Below are 23,948 nucleotides of genomic sequence, written 5' to 3'. Positions count from 1 at the left end.
TCGACTCTGAGGAAGGACCCGCGAACGAAACGCCGTTCGCGGGTCCTTCTACACTGAGGGCATGTCCGCCAACACCCCCGCAGACCCCATTGCCCGGCAGCTGTCACATGCGTATGCGCCGATCAGACTCGAAAGCGGCCTCTGCCTGCGCAGGGCGCGGGCAGGCGATGCTGCGAAGATCAATGCGCTGACCCAGCCGCTGGTCGATGAGCGCGTCTTGGTGGCAAAGGACATGGTCAGCTTTTTTGAGGCCCTGCAGCAGTTCCGGGTGATCGTCGATATCCACGAAGACGGCACTGAAACCCTGGCCGGCTGTGCCGCCCTGCACGTTTTCTGGGATGAAATCGCCGAGGTCCGCACAGTTGCCACAAGTGCGGACTACCGACGCAGGGGAGTGGGGCGCACCCTCATCACCACGCTGCTGGAAGAGGCCCGCATCATGGGCATCAAAAAAGTCTTCTGCCTGACCTTTGAAACCGAGTTCTTCACCAGTCTGGGCTTTGAGCAGATTTCGGGCATCCCGGTTTCCCCAACCGTGTTCCAAGAGCTCCTTCACTCAACTGACGAAGGAACCGCTGAGTTTCTCGACCTTGCCCGCGTCAAGCCGAACACTCTGGGCAATAAGCGCATGATCATCGATCTGACCGAGTCTGCCCCTGCGGAAGCGTGAGAACGCTGCCGTTGTGCGCTCCCGGCTGTTCTGGCGGCTGTCGGCACAGCAGCCCATCGGCCTCAAGGTCGTCAATGAGGCGCGAAACCCTCGTGCCGTCAGCTAGGCGACGCACTTTCGCAATCCCATCCTGCACCTCGGTCGGCAGCACAAGATTCGCGTCCACATCGAAATCGACGGTGTCTGCGACAAGCAGATCCGCACGCACGGGACATCCGTGGGCAGTGCGCAGCAGACCCATGATCGCTCCGCGCAGCTGACGGTCGGTTCCGTGCCAGGCCTGGGTTTTCGGTTTGCGCTCTGGACTGGACGGCTTGCCCGCCAACACCCAAGCGCAGCTTGAAAGCAGCGGGCAGTCTTCGCACCGCGGGCTGCGAGATGTACACACCAAAGCGCCAAGCTCCATGGTCCCGGCATTCCAGCGGACAGACTGCTGCGGTTCCTGCGGGAGCAGTTCCCGGGCCCAGGCCGCCTCGGCCTTTGTGGCGCTGCCGGGGTGCTCATGGCCGTCAACCGCCCGGGCGAGCACCCGGCGGATGTTGACGTCCAGGATCGCCGTGCGCGCCCCGAAGGCAAACCCCGCGACGGCAGCCGCCGTGTAGGCCCCGATTCCGGGCAGACTCAGCAGGGTGTCCTCATCGTTCGGCACCTGCCCGCCGTGGTCGGCGACAATCACGCGCGCGCACTCCTGCAGTCGCAGTGCGCGCCGAGGATAGCCCAGCGTGTCCCAGGCCAGAAGAACATCCGCAGTCGAGGCGGAGGCCAGGTCCGCGGGGGTGGGCCACTTGCGCATCCACTCGGTCCAGCGGGGTGCCACACGGGACATGGGTGTCTGCTGCGACATCACCTCGGACACCAGAACACCCCACGCGGATGTGCCGGGCCTGCGCCAAGGCAGTGGGCGCTCGTGCCGGGCAAACCAGTCGATCACCGCGGTGTGCAGAGCTTCCAGATCATCCGGTCGGCGGTGTGTCCCACGGACGGAAGCGGTGTGGCGACGTACGCTCAAAGGGATGACTCCTTCCAGTGCTCCGAGGCCGACGGCGCCCGTGCGCCGCCATCCTCCCGAAGTGTATCGACGCCGCCGCATGACGGTGCTGGGCTTGGCCGTGTTGATCCTGGCCCTGTTCATCGTCGGAATCGTCCTGCTTGTGCAGGCACTGTCCGGCTCTGGCGACCAGACCGCCAAACCGGAACAAGAACCCCAGTCGGCTGCTGGAGAAGCGGACTCCGAGCAGAAGGAAGAAGCCCCCGGGCCGCAGGGCGATGAAGCCAGCGGCGTGTGCCCCACTGATCAGGTGACCCTCACCGCGGGGATGGACAAAGACAAGTACAAGGCCGGCGACAAGGCCACCATGACTCTCAACGTCAAGAATGAGCACAGCGCTGAGTGTCAGATTGAGGTCGGCTCTGCTTCGCAGCAGTTCATCATTCAGCAGAATGACAAAACCGTGTGGGACTCAGCATGGTGTTCCAGTGAGGGACAGGACGAACAGCGGGTGTTTGCACCGGGATCTGCGAAGAAGACCTCGCTGACGTGGTCGCTCGTGCCAACGGACCAGAACTGCAACAAAACGGCTGACAGCTTCGAGCCGGGCCAATACCAGCTGGTTGTGAAGCTGGGTGACGCGGCTAGCCCGCCGCACGACTTCACCGTTGTCGGAAAGCCCAATGACGGCAAAGACAACTCTGATGAAGGCGGCAAAGACGGCTCGGACAAAAAGGACGACAAAGCAGACCAGAGCGGTAAGGAAGACAAGAAGGACAGCAAGAACTGAGGACCGGCGGGTGGAACCACACGGCCGCTGCTGGCTAAGATGGTGACATGGCACACATCATTCCTCTGGACAATGGCGTCCCGAAAGCTGACGACGCCGCTTTTCTCGCTCCGACAGCCACTCTTTCCGGCGATGTGATCATGGCCGAAGACTCCAGTGCTTTCTACGGAGCTTCAGTCCGCGGTGACACCGCGACGATCTCGGTGGGAGAGCGCACCAACCTGCAGGACAATGTGGTTCTGCACGCTGACGAAGACTTTCCGTGCACTGTCGGCAACGACGTGACCGTCGGCCACAGCGCTGTTGTTCACGGCAGCACCATTGGCGATCGCACGCTCATCGGCATGTCCGCCACCATCATGAACGGGGCGCGGATCGGCAAGGACTGTCTTGTGGCCGCCGGTGCTCTGGTGCTGGAAGGCACAGAAGTTCCCGATGGTTCGCTTGTCGCCGGTGCTCCCGCGAAAGTTCGCCGTGAACTCACTCAGGAAGAACTCGACTTCCTGCCGCAGTCAGCAGCGCACTACGTTGAAACCGCCCGTCGCCACGCAAAGGCCATTGGCTGAGCTGTGTTCTTGCTCAGGGGCGGCGGGCCAGCGCATACCCGCCGGGACCTGGCCTAACTGCGCAGAGTGATCAGCTGTAGGCGATGTCGACGGCATCGCGCAGTGATGTGCACTCTGCCACGCGCATGCCCACCGGCACCGTGATGTCGGTGAGCGACCCTTGAGCAACAATGGCACGGCTGAATCCCAGCCGAGATGCTTCGATCAGGCGCTGCTGAATTCCCGGAACACGGCGGATTTCACCCGAGAGGCTGATTTCGCCGACTGCAACCAGCCTGTCTTTGGGCGGTCTGCCGGCATATGCCCCGGCTAAGGCCAGGCACACGCCCAGATCGACTGCAGGTTCGGACAGTTTGATGCCGCCGACGGTCGACACGTAGACGTCATTCCGGCCGCTGATGCTCTGTTCCAAACTGCGGCCGACAACGGCGATGTTCATAGCGACACGGGAAGAGTCGAGCCCGTTGACCACCCGCCGCGGTGACCCGCCGCCCTCCTGTGGATCAACCAGCGCCTGGATTTCGACAATCATGGCGCGTTTGCCTTCGAGCGCAACCGTCAAACAGGTTCCCGGGGAGTTCGACGAGCCGACGAACATCTGCGCCGGGTCAACCACACTGCTGATGCCGGTTTCGTCCATGTCGAACAGGCCCACTTCGTCAGTTGTGCCATAGCGGTTCTTCAGCGCTCGCAGAATCCGCATGCGCGAATGTCTGTCGCCTTCGAAGCTGCACACGACATCCACCAGGTGTTCCAACAGCCGCGGACCTGCGACATTGCCGTCCTTGGTTATGTGGCCTACGAGAATAGTGGGAAGGCCGCGCACCTTTGCTTCGCGAATAAGCGACGCGGCGACTTCCCGAACCTGGGTGACACCTCCGGGAACCCCGGAGACCTCCGAAGACCCTATGGTCTGCACGGAATCAACGATCAGAAGGTCCGGAGAAACCGCCTCGATCTGGCCCAGCACTGTGGCGAGGTCAGTTTCTGCCGCCAGCAGAAGGTTTGACTGCACCGCACCGATTCGCTCCGCGCGACCGCGCACCTGCCCCTGGGATTCTTCGCCCGTCACGTAGAGAACCCGCTGCCCGACCGCAGCGGCCTTGCCCGCAACATCCAGCAGCAGAGTCGACTTCCCCACACCGGGTTCACCCGCGAGCAGAACAACCCCACCGGGAACAAACCCGCCGCCGAGCACACGATCGAGTTCATCGACCTGCGTGGAGCGTGCACGAGCTGAGGCGGGATCGATTTCCGTCATGGGTTTGGCAGCAGTGAGCGCTGTCGGCTTAGTCGCTTTCGTCTTGGCAGAAGCACCCAGCTGGACGGCCTCTTCCAAAGTTCCCCATTCCCCGCACTTGGGGCAGCGGCCAAGCCACTTGGGGCTTCGGTAGCCGCAGTCGGTGCATTCGTAAGTCATATGCACAGAGTGCCATGAGGCACTGACACAGCGGCAGCAGACCAGACCGGCCTCCGCCTCGTAAGCCTTCGACAACGGCAGAACCCAGCCCCAAACGTCCACGCGGTACAGTCTGCAAACCTCCTGCGAAAACCGTGCCTGTGTAGTGTGGAGATTTGACCAGACATCAGCTGACAGAAAAGGACGAAGGATGACAGCCGACAATTCGGCCAAACGCCCCGACGCCCACACAGACCTAGAAGACAGACTCAGCCAATCTGAGGACGTCGCACTGGTCGACCCGCTCGACCCTGAGGCAGGCGAAGTCCGCCCCATCGACAATGAAGCGGCTGACCTGCGCATTACGGGGCAGCTGCGCGCGCAGGGCGTGAGAATCGGCCGGGGCTTCGTCACCCCGCGAGTCTTCTGGCCCTCGCTCATCATCACGGCGGTCCTCACGGTCGCCGCGATCGCCCTGCCCGATGTCACCGGCACTGTTCTGACCACTGCGCAGGAGTGGATCGTCAGTGCGCTCGGCTGGTGGTACATGCTCGTGGTGGCGATCTTCATCGTGTTCGCCCTGTACTTCGGGCTGAGCAAGTACGGCGGAATCAGATTGGGTCGGGACAACGAAGAACCTGAATTCGGCTTGATCCCCTGGTTCTCCATGCTGTTCGCCGCCGGTATGGGTGTGGGACTGGTGTTCTACGGTGTGGCGGAACCGCTGATCTACGCGACATCAGACCCGAAGCCCGGCTGGGAAGGCGGGCCCGAACAGCTGGCCAAACACGGCATGGCCCAAACCTTCATCCACTGGGGCCTGCACCCGTGGTCGATCTACGCCATCATCGGCCTGGCCCTGGCCTACGGCATTCACCGCCGCGGACGCCCCGTGTCGATCCGCTGGGCACTCGAACCGATCCTGGGCAAACGCGTCCACGGCTGGCTGGGCGATGCCGTTGACGTCGTCGCCGTCATGGGAACCATCTTCGGCGTCGCTACGTCGCTGGGACTGGGCGTCCAGCAGATTGCTGCCGGTGTGCAGTCGATGGGGCTGATCAGCGAGGTGAGCGAAACTCTGCTGGTCGTGCTCATCGTGGTCATCACGCTGCTTGCCACGACATCCGTGGTCAGCGGCCTGGGCAAGGGCATTAAGTGGCTCTCGACGGGAAACCTGACTCTGGCAGGCGTTCTGCTGGTGTCGATCATCATCCTGGGCCCGACTGTTTTCATCTTCCGCAATCTGGTGGAGTCCCTCGGCTTCTACCTGGCCGATTTCTTCAACATGACGATGGACACCGCCACCTACACTGGCGATGACGGCCAGACCTGGGCTTCTTCCTGGACCCTGTTCTACTGGGGCTGGTGGATTTCGTGGGCACCCTTTGTCGGCGTGTTCATCGCCCGCATTTCTCGCGGCCGCACAATTCGTGAATTCATCATGGGCGTCATTTTCGTGCCCACAGCGGTCGGCTTCCTGTGGTTCTCGGTGATGGGTTCGACCGGCATTCTGCGCCAGCTGACGGTGGGAGACCTGTGGGATAAGGCATCCGGCGAAGGCGTTGTGGCCGAAAGCGCGCTCTTCCAGGTGCTGAACACGCTTCCGCTGGGAAGTGTGCTGTCAGTCATCGCGATCATTCTGGTGACGATCTTCTTCATCACCTCCTCAGACTCCGGTTCGCTGGTGGTGTGCATGCTGTGCTCGGGCGGCCACCCCAATCCGAAGCTGTGGACACGTGTTCTGTGGGCGTTCCTCGAAGGTGCGATCGCCATCGCCCTGCTGGTGTCGGGCGGTTTGGAGTCTATTCAGGCGGGCGCACTTGCCACCGCTTTGCCGTTCAGCATCATTCTGCTGCTCATGTGCTTTGCGACTCTGCGTTCGCTCAAGCTCGACCAGAAGCTGATCGAGCGTCAGCGTCTGTTGGGCCGCGCACAGGCACTGACCGAGCACGTGCGCGAAGCTGTGGTTGACGATCTTTCCGAAGGCGGATTGGTGCCAGACGAAGACTGGTCTGACCGCATGCGCCGCGAATGGGAAGAGAGCCTGGACAACCGGATTGACTACCGCATCGAGCGCACGGCACCTGCTCTGCTGCCCAAGCGCAAAAAGAATCCGCCGCAGTCCGAGGACTGACGACAGGAGCGGAAGTCATGAGAAAAGGCACGAGGTGGAGTTCCACCTCGTGCCTTTTCGTCACCTCGAATATTTTCTGATAACACTGCTTTTCTGGGCCCGGGGCACTACAGTTGGAGCTATGAGCCTAATTGCTGATGACCTCATTGTTCTGCTGAGCAAGCCCGAAGGCCCAGTGGCCACCGGCAAAGACATCGATGCGATGCTCGCCGGGGCGGTCTTCTGTGATCTTGTGCTGGTCGGTGCTGTCGCTGTGCCGGACCTGCAGCAGAGGAGGCCTCGGGTGGGGATCACGGAAGGCACGACGCCTGCTGATCCGTTTCTGGCGACAGCGCTGGCACGTCTGAGGGATGAACAGGAGAAAAGCAAAAAACCTCTGACAACGCAGAAAGCCATAGAGGCGTTGACAGAGAATCTGCACCGCTCGCTTATGGAGCGGCTGAAAGAGCTGGGCGTTGTGCGCTCCAAGCAGAAAAAGTTTCTGTTCATTCCCGCCGGCACCGCGTGGCGGCTGGCTGAGGGAGTCACCGGTGATGAGCTGCGAAAGTCGATTGCGCGCCAGCTGGACACCGGGCCCATCAGCACAGCGCCGAAAGTGGACGAACGCACCGGCGCGCTCCTGGGGTTTCTGGCCGCGGGGAAGAAGGTGGAGCACGCGATCGACGGCTCCGCGCCGAATCGCAAGGAGCTCATCGAGCAGGCGCAGGAAGCCGCAGAAGCTTCGGCCGCTGACAGTGCGGTGCGCAAGGCCATCAAGAAAGCCGCAGACGAAGCCGCCATTATGGCAGCCAGCGCCGCCATTGCAGCCTCGACCACCGTGGTCACCAGCTCCTGACTCCCGCTGTCACTGCTCCTTGGTGCGGGCGTGCTTGATGAGGGTGCGCTCGGCTAGGCTTTCACCCGCGCCGTCCTGCAAGTGCACCACCACGTCGAGACCCAATTCGCTGAGCTCTTCGACGTCTTCGATGTACATGGCCACGGATGCGATCGTGGTGTTCTCAGTGTCAACGTGAGAAGCGTGGATTTCCTTCACGGTGTCGACATTGGCGTGCTGTGCGGGCATGGCGAGCATGATCATGTCGATCTGGTGGGCGGCTTTGACGCGCGCCCAGAAGTCGATGTCGGTAGCGTCACCTTCCACCACGTTGAAGCCCTTCTCCTGAAGTTCGCGAACGCGCACGGGGTCGTGTTCGACGCCCAGAACCTGGTCATCGCCGAGAATCCCCGTCAGCTCCGCGTAGCAGGCCTGACCCACGCGGCCCATGCCGAGGATGAGGGCGCGTGCACTGCCGAGTTCGATTGGGCGGTCTTCTGGATGAATCAGATGGGGAGGACGGGTCGGAAGACGCTGGGCCAGGTGTGTGGCCGGGGAAACCGACTGGGGGTTGAGCACTGCGGACACTATGAAGCTCAGCGACACCGCCAGTACGAGCGACAGCATCCAGCGGGTATCCAGCCAGCCGTCGTGTACGCCCATCGCCGCAATGATGAGTGAGAATTCCGAATAGTTCGCCAGCAGAAGTGCAGCCAGCACGGCCGTGCGGTTGCGCAGCCCCAAGTACCAAAGAATCGCCCAGAACAGGACTGCCTGCACGGGGATGAGCAGCAGAAGCAGGAATGCATCGCCCAGGTTCTGCATGGTGGGCAGGCCCATGAAGCCCACATTGACGAAGAAAGCCACCAGCATGAGCTCTTTGAAAGTGAACAGGGCGTGAGAAAGCTGTTCCGCGCCGGGGGAGCGGGCCAATACGAGCCCCATGATGAGAGCTCCCAGGCTGCCGGACAGGCCGAAGAACTCAAACAACGCGTAACCGGGAATGAGGGCCATAGCGATGCCGAAGAGAGCGCCGAGTTCACCGTGGCCGAGCTTGTACCAGCGGCGAGTGGCGACCATGAGAAGCGGAATGATCAGCACCAGGCTGAGAGACCACGCGCTGGGTGCTTCGCCGCGCAGAATGCTGATGAACACGACGGCGGCAATGTCCTGCATGATGAGGATGCCCACACAGATATTGCCGTAGAGGGACTGCTCGTCTCCTCGGTCCTGCAGGATTTTGATGACCACTATGGTCGACGAAAACGCCAGCACCACGCCGATGCGCAGTGCAACCTGAAAATCGGTCGGCCCGAATGCGCCGAGAATATTGAGTGCGGTGATGAAAGCTGCGCTTATAGCGGTCATGATCACTATGTGAACGCCGGCTGTGAGCCACACGGCCTTGTCCGTGAGCGCTTTCAGGTCCAAGCGCAGGCCGATGGCGAAAAGCATGAGCGTGACGCCGATGTCGGCCAGGACTTCCATCGCCTGGAGCTGTTCCACGCCCCGTGCGTGGAGGATGAACCCGGCGGCTAGGAAGCCGATGAGCGGAGGCAGGCGTACAGCCCACGCGGCAAGGCCGCACAGAAACACAATCGCCACATAGATGATGAATAGTTCCATGCATCACAGTTAACTACGTTTTGTTCCGCCGTGGGCGAAACGCCTCCGGCTGTCTGCGCTTCTGGGGCACAACAGCTCGGAGTGAGCGTCCGCTGGGCGGCTTTGCTGATGCAAACAGCAGTCGGCAGCCGTCATGTTCTGACAACCTGAGCGCGAAGCCGGGTACAGTGTTGACCGGTATTGCTGTATAGGCACACATCACATTCACGGAGGACAATATGGCTCAGCCGCCCAACGACCCCCACAGCAGCGTCCCGAACAGCGCAGACGGCACCACCTCGCAGGGGTCGGATGCGGGTCCCGCACCGGAAGCTGCCCCGTCGAACCAGTCGGCAGACTACAGTTCGTACAGCCAGCCCGGCGCAGGCTACCCCGGACAGGGGCAGCAGGGCTCACCCGGTCAGCCCGGCACATACCAGGCGGCCCCCGGACAGCCCGGTTCGCCCGGCGCGCCCTACGGCTACGACCCGGTCACGGGTCTGCCCTACAGCGAAAAGTCCAAGCTGGTTGCGGGCCTGCTCGGCATCCTCCTGGGCGGTCTCGGTGTTGGCCGGTTCTACACAGGCCACGTCGGCATCGGTGTTGCCCAGCTGATCGTCACGTTCGTGACCCTGGGCTTTGGGTCGCTGTGGGGCTTCATCGACGGCATCATCATGCTGGCGGGCAACGCCAAGGACTCCAACGGCCTGCCGCTGCGCCCCAACTGATGCGCAGCTGATCGTCACGCCCGGCCTTGCGCTGGATAAGAAAACGGTTTGAGCCGCGAACACAGTGTTCGCGGCTCAAACCGTTTCTGGGTGGATTCTGCTCGTTCGGAACCTACACACCCACTGAGGTTCCCAGAAAAGCGCCCACAAGATAGGTCACCAGCAGCGCCAAGGCCCCGCCGATCACCACGCGAATGGCAGCCTTGGTTGGGGAGCCTCCGCCGAGTTTGGCCCCGAGGGCTCCCGTGAGGCCGAGTGCGACGAGAGTAGCCACGGCAGTGACGCCGATGCGCAGTTCGGGCGGCGGCAGGAGAATGGCGAGCATCGGCAGAATCGCACCGACGAGAAAGGCGAAGAACGATGCCCATGCGGCGTGCCACGGGCTGACAATATCGTCTTCGTCGAGGTTGAGCTCCATTGTCAGGTGTGCCCGCAGGGCATCCTTCGCCGTGAGTTCCTGTGCAACGGCTTCCGCTGTTTCGCGTGACAGCCCGCGCTCCTGGTAGAGGGCCGTGAGCTCTTCGAGTTCACCGTCTGGATCTTCGGCCAGTTCGCGCTTTTCGCGCGCAATCATGTCGTGCTCTGCGTCGTTTTGCGTGTACACCGACACGTATTCACCCAGCGCCATCGACACTGCCCCGCCGAGCACTGCGGCAGCACCCGCTGTGGCGATAGCGCCGAGGTTGGCGGTTGCACCGGCAACGCCGACGACAACCGCGGCAACTGACACAATGCCGTCGTTGGCGCCGAGCACACCGGCGCGCAGCCAGTTGAGTTTCTGTGCGGTGCCTGAAGCGCCGTGTGGTTCGTCTCGCTGGACGTGGTCTGCGAATGCAGCTTTCTCTGTCATGCCATAAGCGTCGTACTTTTCGATGCGGTCCGCCACGAAGGACAGGCGCTCCAAAGAAAGGCTAGGTGCGCCTTACAGCAGGGGCGTAATACCGGGAGGTGTACTGACCGGGGATGTTGATCCAGTCAAGAAGTCATCCGAACATTCAGCGGAGCTTTAAGGAGTCGAGCCCAGGGCACGAAGAGATGCGGTCTATCGTCTCCGCGTCAGCGGCTACGACGGTGAACGGCGCATCCCAATGCGAATCGAGCATCCAGGTTCTGTCATCTGCCCACATCAAGTCAGGCCACTCGATCCACCCCTGAGCTGTACGCAGCGACTCCATCAGCTCAAGACCCGTACCAGTGAACTGGTGGATGAGGAACCGTTCACTGCCGGCAGCCACGAGTTGCTGATCAGATGCGACGATCCGGCCTTCTGCGTTGCGATGCATATCGGTATGCGGTGAGGACGGGGTAACCAGAACATCCGCGCTGAAGCCAAGCAGCACAGATGTCCGAAAGGGGCACAGAATCTGCAGCAGGGTCTTCGCTTGAGTCTGATCCAGTTCTCCGGTGGCAGGTGAGAACCGATCCCGTCCCGCTGAGAGTTCGATTGCGTCCGCACCCAGGGTCTTGTCAGCCTCCTGCCATTCGAGCGGTCGGCCGTTCTCGTCCTCGAAAGGGTGGAGAATCGCCGCAGCTGACATGTTGCCGAAATCTGGTATTCGTGTGCTCAGGGTCAGTCCGAGCACATCGACCTGCAAAGGCTCTCGGCTCGTCAACCAGGCCGTACCGTTATAGGTCATCTGGAGCTCTCCGATCGGCAGCGGCCCGCTGCGCAGAACCGCGGCTTACGGGAGCGCTCCGCAGTGGGCCAGGGCAAGTTTCACAATGTTGTGCTGTCCGTGCGCCATGTCTGCGGCCACGGTGTCTGCGACTGCCTGGGCCGGGGTGTACCAGTCAACGGACAGCGCGTCCTGGCTGGGCTGGCACTCTCCGGTGACGGGAACCGTGTAGCACAGCGCAATTGCGTGCTGCCGCGGATCGTAATAGCGAGATTCGCCCTCTGTTGGAAAGTACTCGGCAACGTGGAACGGGGTGAGCGATTCCGGCATGCGCGGCAGCGCGAGCGGGCCCAGATCACTTTCGAGGTGCCGCTGCAGGGCGGCTCGCAAAGGCTCGTGATACTTGACGCGTCCGCCCACGAGTTCGCGCCCCAGTCGGCCTTCCGATTGGCGCATGAGCAGTCCGATGCGCTCGACTTCGCCTGCCGTGCCCAGCAGAAGCGGAACGGCGTGCACATAGGTGATCGGCAGTCGGCGGCGCAGGTAAGCCAGTTCGTCTGCTGAGAACCAGTTGTTGTCGTAGTCCAGAGCTGTGCGCGTCATGGGGCAATCGTAGCGGCAGAAACCGCTGAGATCAGCCCCTCTCGATCAGAGTGGGCCCACGTCAGTCCAGAGCGTCGAGGCCCAGGTCGAGGTTGACGACCGAGTGAGTCAGAGCGCCAACGGAGATGACGTCGACGCCGGTGGCGGCAATGTCCGCAATCGTGCTCAGATTGACCCCTCCGCTTGCCTCCACGACAGCACGGCCTGCCACCTGCTCGACGCCTTCGCGCAGCTGTTCGGGGGTGAAGTTATCAAGCATGATGGTGTCTACGCCCGCTGCGACAACCGGCTCGATCTGCTCCCTTCGATCCACTTCGACCTCAACGTGCACAGTGTGGCCAAGCTCGGCGATGCCTTCGCGCAGTGCTTGTGTGAGCGCGTCCCCTTCGCCCAGCAGCGACAGGTGATTGTCTTTGAGCATCACGGCATCAGACAGTCCGCGGCGGTGATTGTGCCCACCGCCGCAGCGCACTGCGTACCGTTCCAGGAACCGCAGCCCCGGTGTTGTCTTGCGGGTGTCGGCCACCCGCACCGAGCCCTGCCCCCGTGAGCTGCGCGCAAAGCCGCGCTGCGCCTCGTCAGTGAACTTTTTGGTGGCAGCGGCAATCGCGCACATGCGCTGCAGCAGGTTCAGCCCCAGGCGCTCGCCCAGAAGCACCGCGCGGGCCGGCCCGGACATGCGGATCAGGTGGTCACCGGCAGCGAACTCCTGCCCATCGGCAATAAGCACCTCAACTTCAACGGGCGCAGTCCGGCTTTCCTCCGCAGCCGCCTTCATGACTTCGGCGAAAACGCCCCCGTCTGCCATCACGCCCGGTTCGCGAGCGGACACAGCACCGGTGAAAGGAGCAGACTCCGGGATGAACGTCTGTGCCGTGATGTCCCCGGCGGGTGCGTCTTCGACAAAGGAACGGTCGATCAGCCTGCGCAGTTCGAGGCGGCTGATGGCGGTGGTCGGTGTCATTCGGGCTTCCTTTCGACGCTGGCTGGCCGCTGGGCGGCGGGCGGGAATGTGCAGTCGGGGTGTTTCGGGCAACCACAGGCAGACTACGGGATCTGCTCGGAACATAAGCTCGAGCATGTCCGCAGAGTGAGACCTAGGACAAACAGTGTGGCCGGTTGCACAGTGAGCAGTCGGTCACGCTAGACTTATCTTGATATCAAGATACTTTCGGGGTGCGCGCCCGCGCACCTTCGCGACCATGGTCAACCACAGAGGAGAACCCATGATCAACCACGAAGTACGCACGTACAAGAGCACCGAAAAGCTGGCTCACGAAGACCAACTCGCCTACAAGATGGCCGAAGTCGCAGTCGACCCGGTTCCGGTCGACGCCGACGTCCAGGACATGGTCATCAACCGCGTCATCGACAACGCCGCAGTTGCCGCCGCATCGGTCCACCGCAAGGCCCCGACCTCGGCCCGCGAACAGGCAATGCCGCACAGACTGGCCCCCGGCGCCAACATCTTCGGCCTGGCGACCGACTACCGCGTGTCTCCCGAATGGGCGGCATGGGCCAACGGCGTAGCCGTGCGCGAACTTGACTTCCACGACACCTTCCTCGCGAAGGACTACTCGCACCCCGGCGACAACATCCCGGCTGTCCTCGCAGTCGCCCAGCACAAGGGAATCGGCGGCAAGGACCTCATCAACGGCATCGCGACCGCATACGAAATGCAGGTCGACCTGGTCAAGGGCATCTGCCTGCACGAACACAAAATCGACCACGTTGCACACCTCGGCGTCGCATCGGCAGCCGGCATCGGCGCCATGCTCCACCTGGACAAAGAAGTCATCTTCCAGGCCATCGGTCAGGCACTGCACGTGACCACTGCCACCCGCCAGTCGCGCAAGGGCGAAATCTCGTCCTGGAAGGCACACGCACCCGCGTTCGCCGCAAAGATGGCCATCGAATCGGTCGACCGCGCAATGCGCGGCGAAGGTGCCCCGAACCCCATCTACGAAGGTGAAGACGGCTTCATCGCCTGGATCCTCTCCGGTCCAGAAGCCCGCTACACCGTCCCGCTGCCGGGCAAGGGCGAAGCCAAGCGCGCCATTATGGACACCTACACCAAGGAGCACTCCGCCGAATACCAGGCGCAGGCGCTCATCGACCTCGCCCGCAAGATGGGCAAGCAGATCGACGACTTCTCGAAGATCAAGAAGATCACGATCCACACCTCGCACCACACGCACAACGTGATCGGCACTGGAGCAAACGACCCGCAGAAGATGGACCCGAAGGCTTCGCGCGAAACCCTCGACCACTCGATCATGTACATCTTCGCCGTGGCAATGGAAGACCAGGGCTGGCACCACAACGACTCCTACGCACCGGAACGTGCCGCACGCCCCGAAACGGTCGAACTGTGGCACAAGATCGAAACCCGCGAAGACCCCGAGTGGACCCGCCGCTACCACTCGACCGACCCAGACGAAATGGCATTCGGCGGTCGCGTGGAAATCGAGTTCGAAGACGGTTCGACCCTGGTCGACGAACTCGCTGTCGCAGACGCCCACCCCAACGGCGCACGTCCGTTCGAGCGCGCTGACTACATTAAGAAGTTCCACACGCTCGCCGAGGGCATCGTGTCGGACTCCGAACAGAAGCGCTTCATCGACCTGGCAGAAAACCTCGCCGAGCTTGACGGCAAGGCAATCGGCGAACTGTCGTTCGTCGTCGACGGCCTGGAGAAGACCACCACATCGGGCATCTTCTGATCTCTGATCGCAGATGACGCGAGCCTGCCGCGTCCACACGGGCGCGGCAGGCTCGCACCCGCTAGCTGGAATCCATCAGAAGGGAAACACATGCTTGGAGCAACCACCCCGGCGCACAAACGCCGCGAAGAGTTCCGTCGGCTGCTGGCCGGGGACAAAATCGTTCAGTTCCCCGGAGCCATCAACCCGATCAACGCTCAGATCATCGAGCAGGAGGGCTTCGAAGGCGTCTACATCTCCGGCGGTGCTTTCTCCGCTGACCAAGGCCTGCCCGACATCGGTCTGACAACGCTGACGGAAGTCGCAGAACACGGCCGCGCAATCTCGCGCGTGACGAACCTGCCCACATTCATCGACGCCGACACCGGCTGGGGCGAGGCGATGAACGTCGCCCGCACGGTGCAGGAAATGGAAGACGCCGGAATCGCCGGCATGCACCTGGAAGACCAAGTCAACCCCAAGCGCTGCGGCCACCTGGACGGCAAAGAGATCGTCAGCACAGAAGAAATGGTCAAGCGCATCTCGGCTGCCGTGCGCGGTCGCCGCGACGAAAACTTCGTCCTGTGCGCCCGCACCGACGCCCGCGCCGGTGAGGGCCTGGACGCCGCAATCGACCGCGCCAAGGCGTACATCGACGCCGGTGCAGACCTCATCTTCCCCGAGGCAATGCGCGACCTCGGTGAATTCGAACAGTTCGCCAAGGCCGTCGACGCCCCGATCCTTGCCAATATGACCGAGTTCGGCAAGAGCGAACTGTTCACCACGCAGCAGCTCGAATCGGCAGGCGTCAAGCTCGTCATCTACCCCGTCACAACACTGCGCCTGGCAATGGGCGCCATCAAGCGCGGCCTGCAGGTCATCCGCACCGAAGGCACGCAGGAAAGCCTCGTCAGCACAATGCAGACCCGTGCTGACCTCTATGAAACGATCGACTACTCGGCGTACAACGAGTTCGACGCCCACGTCTTCAACTTCTCACAGGAGGGTCACCAGTGACCGAACAGGAAATCAAGAAGGGCCTGGCCGGTGTTGTCGTCGACACCACCGAAATCTCGAAGGTCGTTCAGGAAACCAACTCGCTGACCTACCGCGGCTACCCGGTGCAGGAACTGGCCGCCAACTGCAGCTTTGAGGAAGTCGCCTACCTCATCTGGAACGGCGAACTGCCGACTGCCGAACAGCTCGCTGAGTTCACCGAGCGCGAACGCAGCCAGCGCGACATCGACCCCAAGCTGGTCGACCTCATCCTGGGTCTGCCGAAGGACACCCACCCCATGCACGTGGTGCAGACCGCGGTGGCCTACCTCGGTGCTGTCGACCCCCAGGCGGAAGACAACAGCCCAGAAGCCGACCGCGCGAAGGCCGAACGCCTCTACGCCCAGCTGCCGACCGTCGTGGCCATTGACCACCGCCGCCGCCACGGGCTCGACCCGATCGCCCCGAAGGAAGACCTGACCTACGCGGAGAACTTCTTCCACATGGTCTTCGGCGAAGTTCCGGCGAAGGAAGTCGTTCGCTGCTTCGACATTTCGCTCATCCTCTACGCCGAGCACTCCTTCAACGCTTCGACCTTCACCGCCCGCGTCATCACCTCGACGACCTCGGACATGCACTCCTCGGTCGCCGGTGCCATCGGAGCACTGAAGGGCGCTCTGCACGGCGGTGCAAACGAAGCTGTCATGGCGACCCTGGCCGAAGTCGGCACGGCCGACAAAGCCTCCGAATACATTGACAACGCGCTTGCCAACAAGCAGAAGATCATGGGCTTCGGCCACCGCGTGTACAAGAACGGCGATTCGCGCGTTCCCACCATGCGCGCAGCGTTTGAAGACATGGTCAAAGTCAAGGGCGCTGACGAACTGCTCGACCTCTACAACACCTTCGAAGAAGAGTTCGTGTCCCGCAAGGGCATCTACCCGAACCTCGACTACCCGTCGGGCCCGGCCTACCACCTGATGGGCTTCGACACCGAACAGTTCACGCCCATCTTCGTCATGGCCCGCATCACCGGCTGGACGGCACACATCATGGAGCAGACCGCCAACAACGCTCTGATCCGCCCGCTGTCGGCCTACTCCGGCTACGACCAGCGCGAGGTTCCCACCGACCGCTGACATAAGCAGCACAACCGAGGCGGAGTCCGGCTTTTCTGGGCTCCGCCTCGTGTGCGTATTGGCATCTTTCGCACACACAGAACCGGCCAAACAGAGGAGAGAAATGACAGATCAGCAGCCCACCCCCGCAGATATCCCCCTGGTTGAGGGCTTTGAATACGGCGTTGAAGACGGCATTGCCACACTGACCATCTCCCGGCCGGAAAAGCGCAACGCCCTGTCGCGTGAAATGTGGTTGGCGCTGCCGGGAATCGTCTCGGCCATCGACGCCGACCCAAAGGTGTCAGTGCTCATCATCACCGGCGCCGGCGGCCATTTCTCGGCCGGTTCTGACATCAACGACCTCAACGTGCCGCTGCAGGAGTTCTGGAACACCAACGCGAATGCGGAAGCCGCTGTTGAGAACGTCGACATTCCGACGATTGCAGCGATTGAGGGCAACTGCGTGGGCGGCGGCACAGAAATCGCAGCCGCGTGCGATGTGCGGATCGCCAAACCCGGCTCGATCTACGGTGTGACGGCCGGCCGCCTGGGACTCGTCTACCCGCCTGGACCCACGCGCAGGCTCGCAGCTGTTCTGGGGGAGTCCTTTGCCCGCTACATTCTGCTGACGGCAGACATCGTCGACTTCGACCGGATGAACAACCTGGGCTTCTTCCACGAAGTCTCCGAAGACCCACTGGCCACGGCAGTTGAGAAGGCGAAGACGATTGCGGGCCGTTCGGCTCTGTCGCAGACCGCGGCCAAGCGGATTCTGCGCGGTGATCACCTCACGGCTGCCGAGGGTGGCTGGCTGGCTGAAAGTTATGCGAAGGAAATCAGCAGGGGACAGGAAGCGTTCTTCGAGCGTCGCCGCCCCGATTTCAGCATAAGCCGAACAGACTTCCCCGACTGAGCCGACAGACTCTCCCGCCCAGGGCTGCGCCGGTGTCATACTTGAAGTGAACCGGCTCTCAGGAGTCGGACGCTGGCGGGCAGCCGCCCGTCAGACAGAACTAGCTCACCAGCGGTTCTGCCGGTGGGCGAAGGGAGGCCCCATGGCGAAGAAAGATATTCTGGTCAGCTTCGGCATCGACATCGACGCTGTATCCGGTTGGCTTGGATCCTACGGTGGGCAGGATTCGCCGAACGACATTCAGCGTGGCATCTACGCCGGTGAAATCGGGGTTCCCCGCCTGCTAAAGATGCTCACTCGGCGAGAACTGCCCGCAACCTGGTTTGTGCCCGGCCATTCCGCCGAGACCTTCCCCGAACAGGTCAAAATGATCGTCGACGCCGGACACGAAATCGGTGCGCACGGCTACAGTCACGAAAACCCCGTGGACATGACCGCTCAGCAGGAACGCGACGTCATGGAGCGCTCCCTGGAGGTTCTGGCCAAGCTCGCCGGACAACAGCCGAAGGGCTATGTTGCTCCCTGGTGGGAAATGTCAGAGCGCACAGCTGAGCTGCTGCTGGAGTTCGGCCTCGACTACGACCACTCACAGAGCCACGGCGACTTCGTTCCCTATTACGCGCGGACGGGTGAGAAGTGGACGAAGATCGACTACTCCAAGCAGGCATCCGAATGGATGGTGCCCTTGGAATACGGCAAGTCGGTAGACCTCGTAGAGATTCCGGCCAACTGGTACGTTGACGACCTCCCGCCCATGATGTTCATCAAGGGCAGCCCCAATTCCCACGGCTTCGTCAACCCCAGGTCGATCGAAGAGCTGTGGAAAGACCAGTTCGACTGGATCTACCGCGAACTGGACTACGCCATCTTCCCGATCACGCTCCACCCGGACGTCGCCGGTCGCCCGCAGGTGCTGCTCATGCTCGAACGGCTGATCGACTACATCGGCGGTCACGAGGGCGTGCGCTTTGTCGACATGCAGACAATAGCCGCAGACTTCCGTGACCGCTTCCCGTACGACGGCGAGCAGCGTCCGCCCATGTGGTGATCTGAAGCTTGCGTCAGCGCCGCCGCTGGCTGCGTCTGCGGGCCCAGGCCTCGCGCAGCGAGCGGCCGGCCATGACGAGCCCGGCCAAGAAGAACGCCAGCGCGGCAATCAGAGAATACAGCCGCAGATCATGCAGCTGAGGCAGGCGGGAGAACACAACCGCAGCAACGGTCATAATGAAAGTCGCCGCAATCCACGGGGCTCGGGTGTTCTGCATACCTCCGATAATAGGACCGCGCGGTAAGATGCAGACCATGCGCTTAGCCGTTCTCGACATCGGATCCAACAGCATTCACCTGCTGGTGGTCGACGCCCACGAAGGTGCCCCGCCGCTTCCGGCCTCATCCCACAAGGAAGTTCTGCGGCTGGCCGAACATCTCAAAGACGACGGTTCGCTGTCGAAATACGGGGCCAACAGGCTGCTGCACTTCTGCCGCGAAGCCATTGTCGAAGCAGAAGAACAGGGCGCGGAGCGGATTCTGGCCTTTGCCACATCGGCCCTGCGCGAAGCCCCCAACGGGCAGAAGCTCATCGACAAGATTCACGAACAGACCGGCCTGATCCTCAACGTCATGTCCGGGCAGGACGAAGCGCGCATCACCTTCCTGGCGGTCCGCCGCTGGTTCGGATGGTCAGCTGGCAAGATCCTGATGATGGACATCGGCGGAGGATCGTTCGAACTGGCCGCCGGAACTGACGAATACCCCGATGCGGCAGTCTCGGTGCCGCTGGGTGCAGGCCGTATGCTCAACCACTACCTGAACCACGAACTTCCCAACCCCGACGAAATCGCGCAGCTGCGCAGGCACGCCCGCCACACAATCGGCAAGGTCGCCGGCCAGATCAACCGAGTGGGCAAACCCGACCAGATAGTCGGCTCATCCAAGACCTTCCGCTCCCTGGCCCGCATTGCCGGAGCGGCACCGTCGAGCCACGGCATCTACGTTCCGCGCTACCTGCACGCAAAAGACATGCCCCGGATAATCGAGGAACTTGCATCGCGCACACCCGCCCAGCGGGCCGACCTGCCAGGAGTGTCCGAGAACCGCGGCGGCCAGGTGCTTGCCGGCGCGATTGTTGCGGATGCGGCTTTCACCATCTTCGGAGTCGAGAAGATGGCGATTTCGCCTTGGGCGCTGCGCGAAGGCATCATCATGCGCCAACTGGACCTGCTGGACACCGCAGAGCCCGTCTCTGTGCGCCAAACGCTCGACGGCGACGAAACCCCCACGACTACCAACGGCAAGCACGGTGCCGATGTCTAACGGAGTGGTCTGACCGGGTCAGCCGGGTGCGCCTAAACTGAAAGCGTGACAGACAAAACACCTCGTAAGGCGTTCACGAAGAAGAACCGCGCTCGCGCAGATTCCCTGCGCCACCGCGCCTATTTTGAGAACAATCCCGTGTACGAGTACGGCGCAGTGCACACCTCTGACGGACGGATCCGCGTGGGACTTTCGTCATCCTCGGTGTACCCCATGACAGTGGAGAACACCTTCGAAACGGCGGCTGCACTGGGCTACGACGGTGTCGAGATCATGATCACCGACAATCCGGGTACGCAGAGTGCCTCGCACATCCTCGAATACGCTCAGCGCACGGGCCTGCCGGTGCTGTCGCTGCACGCTCCGACGCTTCTGCTGCTGCCGCGGGTGATGCACAAAGACAACTGGGAAAAGCTGCGCCTGACCGCGAAGCTCGCGCTCGACGTTGGGGCCGAAACCGTTGTTCTGCACCCGCCGTTTCGCTGGCAGGGAGACTATGCGCGCGGCTTCGTCGACGGAGTGCGCCGACTGTCACATGAAACCGGTGTGCGCCTGGCGGTGGAGAACATGTACCCGTGGCGAGCCGGTGTGCGCGAACTGCAGATCTACTATCCGGACTGGAACCCGCTGGACGAAGACTACGACAATATGACGTTTGACTTCTCACACGCATCGACGGCGGGAATGAACGCCCTGGAGACCCTGCAGCAGATCCACGATCGCGTGCGCGTGCTCCACGTGACCGACGGCGCGGGCTCCCTCATGGACGAACACCTGGTGCCCGGGCGCGGAAAAATGCCGGTCAAAGAGTGCCTGCAGTACTTGGCTAAGGTCAACTGGTCTGGCGAAGCGGTCATTGAAGTCAACACGCGCTTTGCGCGCAAAAAGTCCACGCGCATGGACATGCTGGCGGAATCTTTGGCCTTCACCCGGCAGCACCTGGGGCTTGGCTGCTAGGACGGCGACAGAAGAAAAGGAGCAGAAATGGCTGTGACAGTCTCCATCATCGGAGCGGGAAGCATGGGATCTTCCCTGCTGAAGGGAATGTTGAGCACAGATGCGCTCAATGCTGAGAGCGTCCGCGCAACCACACATTCGCGCGCATCGGCCGATCGGCTCACACAAGACCTCGGAATTGAGGCGAACGCGACCGAAGACAGCGAGAGCTCCAACGCCGATGCAGCCGCCGGGGCGGACTTCGTCTTCCTGGGAGTCAAGCCGTGGGCAATCCGCGAAACGGCTGCGAGCTTTGCCGAAGCTCTCGCCAAGGAGGCCGTCATTGTGTCCATGGCCGCGGGGGTTTCGCTGGACACACTGGCCGAAGCCTTCCCGAACAACCCCATTGCGCGGATTATGCCGAACACCCCTTCTGCGATCGGCAAGGGCGTCATCGCGGTGTCACCGGACAACACGATGTCGCAAGAGCAGACTGCGGCTCTTACGAGGCTCCTGTCGGGTGCCGGTGAGGTGTTCACGGTGCCCGAATCGGCAATCGGCGGCATGATCGGCATTTCAGGTTCCGGGGTGGCCTATTTCTTCCTGCTGGCAGAAAAGCTCATTGCCGCAGGTCAAGAACTCGGCCTGGATGAAGACACAGCGCGCCGCATGGCCGTCGCCACTGCAGAAGGGGCGGGTCTGCTGCTGGCAGCCGACCCTGATCCTGCGAAGCTGCGCCGGGCCGTTGCCCACCCCGGCGGCACAACTGCCGCCGCGGTTGACTCCTTTGAAGCCGACGGCTTCGAACAGAGCGTCGTCCGCGCAGCACGGGCCGCAGCTGACAAGGCCGCCGCAATGGAGCGCGAAAACAGCTGACTGGGAAGCTGCACAGGCCCACCGGCCGGTTCGCTGCCGACGGTCGCAGAGCCGTCTAAGGCCGCCCGGCGAAACGGCCCAGCAGCTCGACGTGGCCTGCGACGATGAGCACATCGTGTTCGCCGATGCGCGAACTGGGTTCGGCGTAGGTGAAGTCGCGGCCGGGCGATTTGACGCCCACGACCGTGACGCCGTAGTCATCGCGGATCTTTGATTCGCCCAGCGTGAAGCCCTGCACTTCTTTCGGCGGGCGCATTTTGACGACCGCGAAGTGCCCGTCGTCGAACTCGATGTAGTCGAGCATGCGCGATGACACCAGGTGGGCTACGCGGGCTCCCGCCTCAGATTCCGGGTAGAGCACGTGTTCGGCGCCGATCCGGTGCAGAATCTTGCCGTGAGAATTCGAGATGGCCTTCGCCCACACCTGCCCGATTCCAATGTCGACGAGGTTAGCGGTGGTCAGCACCGACGCTTCGATCGAGGTTCCGATGCCGACCACGGCGGTTGAAAAGTCTTCGGCTCCCAGCTGGCGCAGGGCCTCGAGGTTGGTGGCATCGGCTTCGACAACGTGGGTGAGCTTGCCTGCGAATTCCGCTACCTTGCCCGGGTCTCTTTCGACAGCCAGCACCTGCCTGCCGAGCTTCATCAGGTTTTCGGCAGTCGACGCGCCGAAGCGGCCAAGACCGACCACCAGCACCGACGAGTTGTCGGTCTTCTGTTTGCGCTTAGCCAATGATCGGCCTTTCTTCCGGGTGGCGGAAATGAGTCAGCGAGTCGCGCTGTGACAGTGCGGCCGCCAGGGAGATAGTACCCAGTCGGCCCAGGAACATGAGCAGGCTCAGAATGTACAGCGCCGGTTCTGGTGCCCTCTCAGTGAACCCGGAGGACAGCCCGCACGTGCCGAAGGCAGAGATTACGTCCATGAGGGCGTCATCGAGGTCTTCGTGGGTCATGGCCAGCATCGCCATGGTTCCGCCGATCACGATGATGAACCCTGCAATCGTCACGGAGATCGCCAGGCGAACAGCCGACGGGTCGATGCGCCGCTTGAAGGCAACAGCGTCCCGGGCGCCGCGCGCTTCCGCCCAGGCGGCCAGCACGAGCACCGCAAGGGTGGTGACTTTGATGCCCCCGGCGGTAGACGAAGAGCCGCCGCCGATGAACATGAGAACGTCGAGCGCCAAGTGGCTGGCATCTGACATGGATGCGACGTCGACGGTGTTCATACCCAAAGACCGCGCGGTCAGCGACATGAAAACAGACTGGAACGCGTAGTTGACGACGCCGGTGCCCGCCAGCGTCTTTTCGTTGCCCCACTCGAAGATTGCTATGAGAACGCTGCCGACGGCCAGCAGAATGAGCGAGGTCGTGAGTGTGAGCTTGGTGTGCAGATCCCACTGGCGGGGGCGGTTCCACAGGACTCCCATGATGAGCACCACCGGGAAGCCCAGTGAGCCCACAAAAGCGGAGAACATCACTGTGGAGACGATCCAGTAGTCGTCGGAGAAGGCGATCATGCCCGAATCGTGAATGGCAAAGCCCGCATTGTTGTAGGTCGAAATGGCATAGAAAGCTGCGGAGGCCGCCGCTTGGCCCAGCTGTTCACCGCGGCGAAGAAAGCCGATGAGCAGTCCGAAGAACACGATCGTCTCGACAATGAGCACCGTGCTGATGACGGTGCGCAGTAGCGTGCCCATCTGACCGAGTTTGAACGTGTTCGTCGCCTGAGCTGCGATGAGCCGCTGGCGCACCCCGAGCTTCTTGGAGATGAGCATGCCCAGCATAGAAGCGATAGTCAGAATGCCCATACCGCCGACCTGCACGCCGGCGGCGATGATGACCAGGCCGAAGTTCGAAAAGTATTCGTGCAGGGTCACCGGGGTCAGACCCGTAACGCACACGGCCGAGGTGGCAACAAACAGGCTGTTGGCGAACGAAAAGTCCGAGGGGTCCCGGTGGGCTGCCGGCAAGCACAGAAGCGCGGTGAAGAATATGATGACGACGACGAACGCGCCCATTGCCAGCCTGGCGGGGGACTGTTCGGCAACCCTGTCGACAAAGTCGCGCGCAGCTCGCGCCGGCAGCGCTGCCGTTGCCAGCAGTTCGCGCTTGTTCTTGCCGTTCTTCCTCACAGTCAGCCAGCATACTCACCCGCGTGCGCGCACGCGGGAAAACAGC

Annotated in this window: 24 protein-coding genes; 14 read left to right on the top strand and 10 right to left on the bottom strand. The window is 62.3% G+C overall.

From position 1 onward, the window contains the following. Window positions 1–61: 61 nt before the first annotated feature. Window positions 62–670, top strand: a complete 609-nt coding sequence (locus tag HMPREF3162_RS00810) for an amino-acid N-acetyltransferase (protein ID WP_070776574.1) — start codon at window positions 62–64, stop codon at window positions 668–670. Here HMPREF3162_RS00810 and HMPREF3162_RS00805 read toward each other — a convergent pair. Next, window positions 633–1,679, bottom strand: coding sequence for an HhH-GPD family protein (locus HMPREF3162_RS00805; RefSeq protein ID WP_070776573.1), 1,047 nt, complete (start codon window positions 1,677–1,679; stop codon window positions 633–635). The two genes, HMPREF3162_RS00810 and HMPREF3162_RS00805, sit on opposite strands and share 38 nt — an antisense overlap. A gap of 4 nt (window positions 1,680–1,683) precedes the next feature. On the opposite strand from HMPREF3162_RS00805, the gene HMPREF3162_RS00800 reads away from it, so the two are divergent. Beyond that, a complete protein-coding gene (locus HMPREF3162_RS00800) occupies window positions 1,684–2,448 on the top strand; it encodes a hypothetical protein (protein WP_176747317.1) in 765 nt (254 codons plus the stop codon). Window positions 2,449–2,495: 47 nt separating this feature from the next. Beyond that, the gene (locus HMPREF3162_RS00795; RefSeq protein WP_070776571.1) at window positions 2,496–3,014 is read left to right on the top strand and encodes a gamma carbonic anhydrase family protein; all 519 of its coding nucleotides are present in this window, start codon (window positions 2,496–2,498) and stop codon (window positions 3,012–3,014) included. A gap of 70 nt (window positions 3,015–3,084) precedes the next feature. On the opposite strand, the gene radA is transcribed toward HMPREF3162_RS00795, so the two are convergent. Then, on the bottom strand, window positions 3,085–4,434 hold the full coding sequence (gene radA / locus HMPREF3162_RS00790) for a DNA repair protein RadA (RefSeq protein ID WP_070776570.1): 1,350 nt from the start codon (window positions 4,432–4,434) through the stop codon (window positions 3,085–3,087). A gap of 190 nt (window positions 4,435–4,624) precedes the next feature. Here radA and HMPREF3162_RS00785 point away from each other — a divergent pair, with 190 nt between their 5' ends. Together HMPREF3162_RS00785 and HMPREF3162_RS00780 are read left to right on the top strand one after the other, a co-directional pair. Beyond that, window positions 4,625–6,547, top strand: coding sequence for a BCCT family transporter (locus HMPREF3162_RS00785; RefSeq protein WP_256278257.1), 1,923 nt, complete (start codon window positions 4,625–4,627; stop codon window positions 6,545–6,547). 121 nt (window positions 6,548–6,668) lie between these two features. Further along, window positions 6,669–7,382: a GOLPH3/VPS74 family protein gene (locus HMPREF3162_RS00780; RefSeq protein WP_070776569.1), complete on the top strand. Its 714-nt coding sequence runs from the start codon at window positions 6,669–6,671 to the stop codon at window positions 7,380–7,382. A gap of 9 nt (window positions 7,383–7,391) precedes the next feature. On the opposite strand, the gene HMPREF3162_RS00775 is transcribed toward HMPREF3162_RS00780, so the two are convergent. Continuing rightward, window positions 7,392–8,987, bottom strand: a complete 1,596-nt coding sequence (locus HMPREF3162_RS00775; protein ID WP_070776568.1) for a cation:proton antiporter family protein — start codon at window positions 8,985–8,987, stop codon at window positions 7,392–7,394. Window positions 8,988–9,205: 218 nt separating this feature from the next. Here HMPREF3162_RS00775 and HMPREF3162_RS00770 point away from each other — a divergent pair, with 218 nt between their 5' ends. Next, window positions 9,206–9,694: an NINE protein gene (locus HMPREF3162_RS00770; RefSeq protein WP_070776567.1), complete on the top strand. Its 489-nt coding sequence runs from the start codon at window positions 9,206–9,208 to the stop codon at window positions 9,692–9,694. A 112-nt stretch (window positions 9,695–9,806) separates the two neighbouring features. On the opposite strand, the gene HMPREF3162_RS00765 is transcribed toward HMPREF3162_RS00770, so the two are convergent. The 4 genes from HMPREF3162_RS00765 to nadC form a co-directional block, all read right to left on the bottom strand. Further along, window positions 9,807–10,544: a VIT1/CCC1 transporter family protein gene (locus tag HMPREF3162_RS00765; RefSeq protein WP_070776628.1), complete on the bottom strand. Its 738-nt coding sequence runs from the start codon at window positions 10,542–10,544 to the stop codon at window positions 9,807–9,809. A gap of 145 nt (window positions 10,545–10,689) precedes the next feature. Next, window positions 10,690–11,331, bottom strand: a complete 642-nt coding sequence (locus HMPREF3162_RS00760) for a hypothetical protein (protein WP_070776566.1) — start codon at window positions 11,329–11,331, stop codon at window positions 10,690–10,692. A gap of 45 nt (window positions 11,332–11,376) precedes the next feature. Beyond that, window positions 11,377–11,913: a DUF4916 domain-containing protein gene (locus HMPREF3162_RS00755; protein WP_070776565.1), complete on the bottom strand. Its 537-nt coding sequence runs from the start codon at window positions 11,911–11,913 to the stop codon at window positions 11,377–11,379. A 61-nt stretch (window positions 11,914–11,974) separates the two neighbouring features. Beyond that, complete coding sequence (nadC, locus tag HMPREF3162_RS00750) at window positions 11,975–12,877, bottom strand: carboxylating nicotinate-nucleotide diphosphorylase (protein ID WP_070776564.1); 903 nt, start codon at window positions 12,875–12,877, stop codon at window positions 11,975–11,977. Between the two features lie 262 nt (window positions 12,878–13,139). On the opposite strand from nadC, the gene HMPREF3162_RS00745 reads away from it, so the two are divergent. The 5 genes from HMPREF3162_RS00745 to HMPREF3162_RS00725 all read left to right on the top strand — a co-directional run bounded on the left by HMPREF3162_RS00745 (window position 13,140) and on the right by HMPREF3162_RS00725 (window position 18,693). Then, window positions 13,140–14,636, top strand: coding sequence for an MmgE/PrpD family protein (locus HMPREF3162_RS00745; protein WP_070776563.1), 1,497 nt, complete (start codon window positions 13,140–13,142; stop codon window positions 14,634–14,636). A 90-nt stretch (window positions 14,637–14,726) separates the two neighbouring features. Then, window positions 14,727–15,632: a methylisocitrate lyase gene (gene prpB / locus HMPREF3162_RS00740; protein ID WP_070573329.1), complete on the top strand. Its 906-nt coding sequence runs from the start codon at window positions 14,727–14,729 to the stop codon at window positions 15,630–15,632. Continuing rightward, entirely contained in the window at window positions 15,629–16,750 is a 1,122-nt protein-coding gene (locus HMPREF3162_RS00735; RefSeq protein WP_070776562.1) for a bifunctional 2-methylcitrate synthase/citrate synthase, read from the top strand. The genes prpB and HMPREF3162_RS00735 overlap by 4 nt, the downstream gene beginning before the upstream one ends. Window positions 16,751–16,853: 103 nt before the next feature. After that, complete coding sequence (locus HMPREF3162_RS00730; RefSeq protein WP_070573333.1) at window positions 16,854–17,645, top strand: enoyl-CoA hydratase/isomerase family protein; 792 nt, start codon at window positions 16,854–16,856, stop codon at window positions 17,643–17,645. A 142-nt stretch (window positions 17,646–17,787) separates the two neighbouring features. Further along, complete coding sequence (locus HMPREF3162_RS00725; protein WP_070573335.1) at window positions 17,788–18,693, top strand: polysaccharide deacetylase family protein; 906 nt, start codon at window positions 17,788–17,790, stop codon at window positions 18,691–18,693. Between the two features lie 13 nt (window positions 18,694–18,706). On the opposite strand, the gene HMPREF3162_RS11510 is transcribed toward HMPREF3162_RS00725, so the two are convergent. Next, complete coding sequence (locus HMPREF3162_RS11510; protein ID WP_141759510.1) at window positions 18,707–18,910, bottom strand: hypothetical protein; 204 nt, start codon at window positions 18,908–18,910, stop codon at window positions 18,707–18,709. Window positions 18,911–18,947: 37 nt separating this feature from the next. Here HMPREF3162_RS11510 and HMPREF3162_RS00720 point away from each other — a divergent pair, with 37 nt between their 5' ends. From HMPREF3162_RS00720 to proC, 3 genes are read left to right on the top strand one after another with little or no spacing between them, the layout of a single operon-like run. After that, window positions 18,948–19,958 carry a Ppx/GppA phosphatase family protein gene (locus tag HMPREF3162_RS00720; protein ID WP_070776626.1) on the top strand — a complete coding sequence of 337 codons (1,011 nt, stop codon included), beginning with the start codon at window positions 18,948–18,950 and terminating at the stop codon, window positions 19,956–19,958. Between the two features lie 45 nt (window positions 19,959–20,003). Next, window positions 20,004–20,915, top strand: coding sequence for a sugar phosphate isomerase/epimerase family protein (locus HMPREF3162_RS00715; protein WP_083318848.1), 912 nt, complete (start codon window positions 20,004–20,006; stop codon window positions 20,913–20,915). A gap of 27 nt (window positions 20,916–20,942) precedes the next feature. Then, window positions 20,943–21,770, top strand: a complete 828-nt coding sequence (gene proC / locus HMPREF3162_RS00710) for a pyrroline-5-carboxylate reductase (RefSeq protein WP_070573339.1) — start codon at window positions 20,943–20,945, stop codon at window positions 21,768–21,770. Between the two features lie 55 nt (window positions 21,771–21,825). On the opposite strand, the gene HMPREF3162_RS00705 is transcribed toward proC, so the two are convergent. Beyond that, window positions 21,826–22,503: a potassium channel family protein gene (locus HMPREF3162_RS00705; protein WP_070573341.1), complete on the bottom strand. Its 678-nt coding sequence runs from the start codon at window positions 22,501–22,503 to the stop codon at window positions 21,826–21,828. Next, on the bottom strand, window positions 22,496–23,902 hold the full coding sequence (locus HMPREF3162_RS00700) for a TrkH family potassium uptake protein (protein WP_083318847.1): 1,407 nt from the start codon (window positions 23,900–23,902) through the stop codon (window positions 22,496–22,498). Before HMPREF3162_RS00700 ends, HMPREF3162_RS00705 begins: the two co-directional genes overlap by 8 nt. Window positions 23,903–23,948 lie beyond the last annotated feature (46 nt).

The organism is Brevibacterium sp. HMSC07C04, assembly GCF_001815905.1.
In the GTDB taxonomy this organism is placed as follows: domain Bacteria; phylum Actinomycetota; class Actinomycetes; order Actinomycetales; family Brevibacteriaceae; genus Brevibacterium.
This window is presented reverse-complemented; position numbering and strand designations above follow the sequence as displayed.

What these genes read in the sequence shown, in the direction of transcription:
- HMPREF3162_RS00795 (WP_070776571.1), top strand. Translation starts at nt 2,496, where the DNA reads ATGGCACACATCATTCCTCTGGACAATGGCGTCCCGAAAGCTGACGAC.
- HMPREF3162_RS00810 (WP_070776574.1), top strand. Translation starts at nt 62, where the DNA reads ATGTCCGCCAACACCCCCGCAGACCCCATTGCCCGGCAGCTGTCACAT.
- HMPREF3162_RS00755 (WP_070776565.1), bottom strand. Translation starts at nt 11,913, where the DNA reads ATGACGCGCACAGCTCTGGACTACGACAACAACTGGTTCTCAGCAGAC.
- HMPREF3162_RS00760 (WP_070776566.1), bottom strand. Translation starts at nt 11,331, where the DNA reads ATGACCTATAACGGTACGGCCTGGTTGACGAGCCGAGAGCCTTTGCAG.
- HMPREF3162_RS00770 (WP_070776567.1), top strand. Translation starts at nt 9,206, where the DNA reads ATGGCTCAGCCGCCCAACGACCCCCACAGCAGCGTCCCGAACAGCGCA.
- HMPREF3162_RS00775 (WP_070776568.1), bottom strand. Translation starts at nt 8,987, where the DNA reads ATGGAACTATTCATCATCTATGTGGCGATTGTGTTTCTGTGCGGCCTT.
- HMPREF3162_RS00745 (WP_070776563.1), top strand. Translation starts at nt 13,140, where the DNA reads ATGATCAACCACGAAGTACGCACGTACAAGAGCACCGAAAAGCTGGCT.
- HMPREF3162_RS00780 (WP_070776569.1), top strand. Translation starts at nt 6,669, where the DNA reads ATGAGCCTAATTGCTGATGACCTCATTGTTCTGCTGAGCAAGCCCGAA.
- HMPREF3162_RS00725 (WP_070573335.1), top strand. Translation starts at nt 17,788, where the DNA reads ATGGCGAAGAAAGATATTCTGGTCAGCTTCGGCATCGACATCGACGCT.
- HMPREF3162_RS00765 (WP_070776628.1), bottom strand. Translation starts at nt 10,544, where the DNA reads ATGACAGAGAAAGCTGCATTCGCAGACCACGTCCAGCGAGACGAACCA.
- HMPREF3162_RS00720 (WP_070776626.1), top strand. Translation starts at nt 18,948, where the DNA reads ATGCGCTTAGCCGTTCTCGACATCGGATCCAACAGCATTCACCTGCTG.
- HMPREF3162_RS00730 (WP_070573333.1), top strand. Translation starts at nt 16,854, where the DNA reads ATGACAGATCAGCAGCCCACCCCCGCAGATATCCCCCTGGTTGAGGGC.
- prpB (WP_070573329.1), top strand. Translation starts at nt 14,727, where the DNA reads ATGCTTGGAGCAACCACCCCGGCGCACAAACGCCGCGAAGAGTTCCGT.
- radA (WP_070776570.1), bottom strand. Translation starts at nt 4,434, where the DNA reads ATGACTTACGAATGCACCGACTGCGGCTACCGAAGCCCCAAGTGGCTT.
- proC (WP_070573339.1), top strand. Translation starts at nt 20,943, where the DNA reads ATGGCTGTGACAGTCTCCATCATCGGAGCGGGAAGCATGGGATCTTCC.
- nadC (WP_070776564.1), bottom strand. Translation starts at nt 12,877, where the DNA reads ATGACACCGACCACCGCCATCAGCCGCCTCGAACTGCGCAGGCTGATC.
- HMPREF3162_RS00785 (WP_256278257.1), top strand. Translation starts at nt 4,625, where the DNA reads ATGACAGCCGACAATTCGGCCAAACGCCCCGACGCCCACACAGACCTA.
- HMPREF3162_RS11510 (WP_141759510.1), bottom strand. Translation starts at nt 18,910, where the DNA reads ATGCAGAACACCCGAGCCCCGTGGATTGCGGCGACTTTCATTATGACC.
- HMPREF3162_RS00800 (WP_176747317.1), top strand. Translation starts at nt 1,684, where the DNA reads ATGACTCCTTCCAGTGCTCCGAGGCCGACGGCGCCCGTGCGCCGCCAT.